Annotated in this window: 4 protein-coding genes; all 4 read right to left on the bottom strand. The window is 73.3% G+C overall.

What is annotated here, in order from left to right:
• Positions 1 to 99: 99 nt before the first annotated feature.
• Positions 100 to 1,419, bottom strand: a complete 1,320-nt coding sequence (locus A6Q79_RS06900; RefSeq protein WP_286689104.1) for an O-antigen ligase family protein — start codon at positions 1,417 to 1,419, stop codon at positions 100 to 102.
• On the bottom strand, positions 1,416 to 2,045 hold the full coding sequence (locus A6Q79_RS06895; RefSeq protein WP_317697330.1) for a hypothetical protein: 630 nt from the start codon (positions 2,043 to 2,045) through the stop codon (positions 1,416 to 1,418). The genes A6Q79_RS06900 and A6Q79_RS06895 overlap by 4 nt, the downstream gene beginning before the upstream one ends.
• Positions 2,046 to 2,055: 10 nt before the next feature.
• Complete coding sequence (locus A6Q79_RS06890) at positions 2,056 to 4,695, bottom strand: delta-60 repeat domain-containing protein (protein ID WP_317697327.1); 2,640 nt, start codon at positions 4,693 to 4,695, stop codon at positions 2,056 to 2,058.
• Between the two features lie 160 nt (positions 4,696 to 4,855).
• On the bottom strand, positions 4,856 to 5,227 hold a 372-nt coding region (locus A6Q79_RS06885), incomplete at its 5' end, for a hypothetical protein (protein ID WP_317697324.1).

Raw genomic sequence — 5,227 nt, 5'->3', positions numbered from 1 at the left:
AGGTTGACGACGGCGCCGAGCGCGCCACCCACCAGGTTGGCGACGGCGGCCGCGCCGAGGCCCGAGCGCGCTCCCGCCGTCGTCGGCCCTGCCACCGCCTCAGTCATCGGCGTCGAGACCGTAGCGCCGACGCAGCAGGACGGCGGCGACGAGGGCGATGGCGAGCAGCTGCACGATGTCGAGGCCGTAGACGACGATGGCCAGGCTCGAGACGACGAGAGTCGCGTGCAGGGCCACGTCGACGTCGTCGCGGCAGGCGCGGGTGCGCCACGTCGAGCCCCAGAGGAACAGCAGGAACAAGCCGAGCCCGACGAAGCCGAAGCTGAACATGAGGGTCCACACGTATCCCTGGGTGCCGACCGAGAGCGCCTGCTCGGCCGACGGGCGAGGGGCCCCGAAGCCGAGCAGCGGAGACTGCAGCGTCCGCTGGATGGTCTCGGCGTACAGGGTGAACCGGGCACCGTTGGACTGGCCGTACTCCTGCCGGACCTCGAACTGCGTGAGGAGGCCCTGCCACATCAGCACCGTGCCGGTGAGCAGCCCGAGCACGGCCAGGGCGACCACGGGAGCCGCGCGGTCGCGCAGGGCGTACCGGACGAGCACGTAGGCCCCGGCGAGCGCGAGGGCCGCGAACATGCCGCGGTTCGACGTCGCCATGGCCGGCACGACCATGACGCCCGCGCCCACGAGGATCGCGGCGCGCAGCAGCAACGACCGGGTGGAGAGGAAGCAGGCCAGCGCGACCGGGGTGAGGACGAGGATCGCGACGCCCCAGCTGTTCGCGTACGGGAACGGCGCGGACGGGCGGACGAAGGCCTCGGGGGCGCCCCACGGGTGCTGCACCTCGGCGAACGGCGGGAAGAAGAGGTCGCGGACGTAGGAGTTCTCGGCGATCGACCCGGGCAGCAGCATCCCCACCGGCGTCGTGAGGCGGGTCTCGGGCAGCAGCATGCCGAGCAGCCCGCCGACGATGACGAAGAACCACAGGAACGTCAGTCCGTGGACGATCCTGGCCCGGGTGAGCCGCGTGCGCGCCGCGACGGCGTAGACGAAGGCGATCGCGACGAAGGCCATGATCGCGAGGCGGAACGCGAAGCCGAGCAGGCGCGGTCCGGTGTCGATCATGACCGACGACGCGAGCATCCAGAGGCAGAGCCCGACGATCGCGCCGACGCCGGGGACCCAGATCGCGCACCGGCGCGCCAGCAGGAACCCGAGCATGACGAGCGCCAGGGTGACGGCTCCGGGCACGACGGTGACGCCGAGCAGCCACATGACGGGGAACCCCCAGAGCATGGTCAGCAGCGGCCAGGCAGGGAGCGGGTCGGGCGGCAGCCGCGGCGCGGGGACGGCGTCGGGAAGGCTGCTCGGTGCGGCGCCGGCCGCTCCGTCGACGGGCGGGGCCGCCGCGCTGGTCACAGCGCCCGCAGCGCCCGCAGGCGCCGCTGCAACGTCATGACCATCAGCAGGAGGTTGGCCGCGGCCAGGAGGCCGTAGCCGAGCAGGAAGAGGGGGGTGACCGGCCACAGCAGGAACACGAGGTTCTGCACGCCGACGTCGGCGGGGAGCTGCACCACCGACGACCAGCGTCCCGCGGCCGCGGCGCGTGCCCCGCGGTCGGGCACGAGCTGCTCGGCCAGGATCTGCGCGAAGAACCGCACCGACGCGACGAACGCGTAGCCGAGCGGCAGCAGGGCCCACGCGGGGTCGAGGTCGGTGTGCCGCAGGAGCGCCACGGCCACCACGAGGTGGACGGCAAGGGTGCGGGCGGCGTCGAAGGCGAACGCGGCCTGCAGCAGCACCACCACCGCCACGGCCGGCAGGAGCGCGGGCGGAGCCGCCACCAGCACAAGGAGGGCGGCGACCACGAGGCCTGCGCTCACGGCGGTGACCTGGTCGGGCGTGGCGCCGACGCGGTGCGCGAGGGCCGCGACCCCGCGGCCGAGCCTGCGGTTGACCACCCGCATGTAGAAGGGCACGCCGGCACCGTCCTTCTGGGCCGCGGCAAGGTGGTCCCAGGAGGTGCGGACGTCGAGGGCGGTCACGGCGCGGACCTCAGCGCGACGCCACGACGGACGCGTCGAGGCTCGCGTTCGGCGTGGACCGGTAGTTGGAGTGAACCTCGGCGGTGACGACGTTGGTCCCGTCGCGCAGCGCCGACGACGGCAGGTCGACGCGCACGGGCGAGGCCGTCGCCGCCGTGGTGCTGGGCGCCGACGTGGCGTAGGTGGTCGACGTGAGTGACCCGCTGGGCAGGTTGACGCGCGCCACCTCGACCCCGTTCACGCGCACGAGCACGCCGTCGTCGGCGCGGGTGGTGAGCACGTAGCGGGTGAACGCGTCGACGTCGGCGAGGTCGAAGCCGGTCCGGTAGTAGGCGGTGACCGCCCGCCGGGTGCCCGCGGGCACGTCGACGTCGGTCGCGATCGAGCTCCCGCCCCAGCCGAGCGGCGCGGCTCCGCGCCGCCAGCCGGAGCTGTCGAAGCCGTCGCTAGTCCAGGCCGGGTCGACGGCGTTCGCGTCGTCGAACCAGTAGGCCCACGTGGCCCCCGCGGGGAGCACGGTGCTGCTCACCGTCGGACGCACGACCGACGTCGAGGCGGACCAGTTGCCCTGACCGTCGCTTGCGCGGACGAAGAACCGGTCGTCGACGTCGGAGCCGGGCACCTGGACGGACGTCGACGACGTCACGGCGACCACGCGGTCGTCGCGCAGGACCTCATAGCGCACCCCGGCGGTGGAGGACGGCGACCACGAGACCGTGGCCGTCGAGCCCTCCAGCGAGACCGCCGGGCCCGACGGTGCTGCAGGCGACGTCGACGGTCGCTGCGCGAACCGCGCGAACCCGCCGGAGAACTGGTTGGAGCCGTTCTCGCGGACGCTCGTCTGGATCGACCCGCCGGCCCAGAGGGTGCCGTCGCTGGCCACCTCGACGGCCCAGACGCCGTAGCCGCCGCGCGACTTCCACTGCGGGGCGAACGTGCTCACGAACGCACCCGACGCGGCGTCCCACGCCCCGAGCAGGGAGATCTTGCCGGCCTGGCGCCAGGGGACGGGGTTCTGCCCCACGCCCCAGGTGTCCCAGCTCGTCGTGCCCTCGAACACCCAGTCGCCGCAGTGGCACCCGCCGTAGACCACCCGGCCGTTGCTCCCGATCGCCTGCAGGTCGCCGCCGGACTTCGTGATGCTCGTGTCCTGCAGCGCCAGGGTGGAGCGGTCGTAGGAGAACATGCTGTGCTGCGATCCACCCAGCCACACCTTCGAGCCGACCTGCTCGACGGCCTGCTGGTACGTGGCTCCGGACGTGCTGAAGGTGGGGTTCCACGCCGGGTCGGTGACGGGCGCCCCGGCCGCGGTGCTGATCGCGACACCGTTCTTGACGGCCGTGGAGCCCGAGGCGGTCATGTACCCGGCGAGGTAGACGCGGCTGCCGTCGTCGTCGACGTCGAGCGACGCGACCGCGCCGTTGAGGTTGGGGTTCCACTGCCCGTCGCCGTTCCCGGTCGACAGGGTGATGCGTCCGGCGTTGCGCGCGAACCACGACGACGTGCCCTTGACGAGGTGCGTGAAGCTGCCGCCGACGTAGAGCCGCCCGTCGGACACGTCGAGGCTGCGCACGCTGACCTTGCCCGAGCTGCCACGGTTCTCGACGACGGTGCTCCAGGACGGGGAGAGCGTGCCGGCGGTGTCGAGCACGGCGAGGCCGGTGCGTCGCTGGCCGTTGACGCTGGTGAAGTCGCCGCCGACGGCGAGCCGGCCGTCCGGGAGCGCCTTCAGCGCGCGCACCTGGTTGTCGAACGTCGGCCGGAAGGAGGAGATCCATGCGCCCGTCGAGACGTCGAACGCGGCGAGGTAGGACTGCGCCACGCTCTGGGACCCGTCCTGGTTGCGGACGGTGGTGAAGTTGCCGCCCACGTACATGACGTTGCCGATCTGGGCGAAGGCCTGCACCTCGGTGGCGAGCTCGCCGGTGCCGGCCGCGCCGGTCCCGGTGACGCCCCACGGCTGGGCCAGGGAGCCGCTGCGAGCGACGGGAAGCGCGGTGACGGCTGCCGTCCCGCTGTCGGGCACCGCGGCGAACGACAGGTCGGCCTGACGCAGCCGGGGCCGCAGGTAGACCTGCGTGAACGGCGTGGCGTCGCCCGTGCCCTTGGAGTACAGGTAGCTCGAGGCGTCGGTAGTGCCCTGGACCGCGGAGTTGTAGTTGAAGCCGCGGACCCAGCCGTTCCCGCTGTACTCGTTCGTCCAGACCCGGCGGAAGTTCTGGCGACCGCCGTCGTTCGTGCCGAAGTCGAGCGTGGTCTGGCCCGAGAACCGGACCCCGTCGAAGGAGGAGCCGGTGAGCGGGTGGCCGGCGCCGAACGCCCACGACCACGAGGCGAGCGAGCGGAGGGAGAAGCGGACCTCCTGCCACGCGCTTCCCTGCGCGTCCTTGGCGCGTCGCAGGCGGACGCCGTCGGGCAGCGCGTCGACCGCCTGCGTCGGCGTCCGCAGCTGCGGCGTCAGCAACCAGTAGAGCCCGTCGGGAGACGACGGAGCCACCTGCTTGACCTCCCAGCACGACGCCGCCGCCGATGCGGCGCTCGACCCGTCGGGCACCACCTGCGCCGCGCTTGCCGCCGACGGCACCCCCGCCAGGCTCGCGACGGTGGTGGCGGAGACGACCAGGGCCGTCAGGGAGGTCTTGAGGTGCACGACTGTCCTCGCGGGATCGAAGGGGACGAGAGGGACGTGGGCCAGGGGCTCACGGGGAGGGAGAGTGGGCGGAGCCGGCCTCATGACGCGGCAGTGCCCACCGGCGGCGGTGGGTCGCCTCACACGCCGTGCCGGGCAGGTCGGGTCAGGACAGGACGGGTCAGGACCGGACGGCGCGTACCACGCGGGTGGAGGCCGACCAGTTGCCCTGGCCGTCGCTCGCACGCACGAAGAACCGGTCGTCGGGGCCCGAGTCGGGCACGCGCACCGACGTCGCCCAGGAGACGGCCACGACCCGGTCGCCCCGCAGGACCTCGTACCGGACGCCGTCGCCCGCCGAGGCCGACCACGAGACCGTGGCCGTCGAGCCCTGCAGCGACACCGCCGCCGCCGTGGGGGCTGCCGGGGCCCGGGAGGGCCGGGCCGCGAACCGCGCGAAGCCGCCGGAGAACTGGTTGGAGCCGCCCTCGCGGATGCTCGTCTGGATGGAGCCACCGGCCCAGAGGGTGCCGTCCTTGGCCACCTCGACGGC

It is taken from the genome of Aeromicrobium sp. REDSEA-S32_B7 (assembly GCF_001626145.1).
Classification (GTDB): Bacteria; Actinomycetota; Actinomycetes; order Propionibacteriales; family Nocardioidaceae; genus Aeromicrobium; species Aeromicrobium erythreum.
The sequence above is the reverse complement of the archived record's forward strand: the minus strand, read 5'-3'. Positions and strand labels throughout refer to the sequence as shown.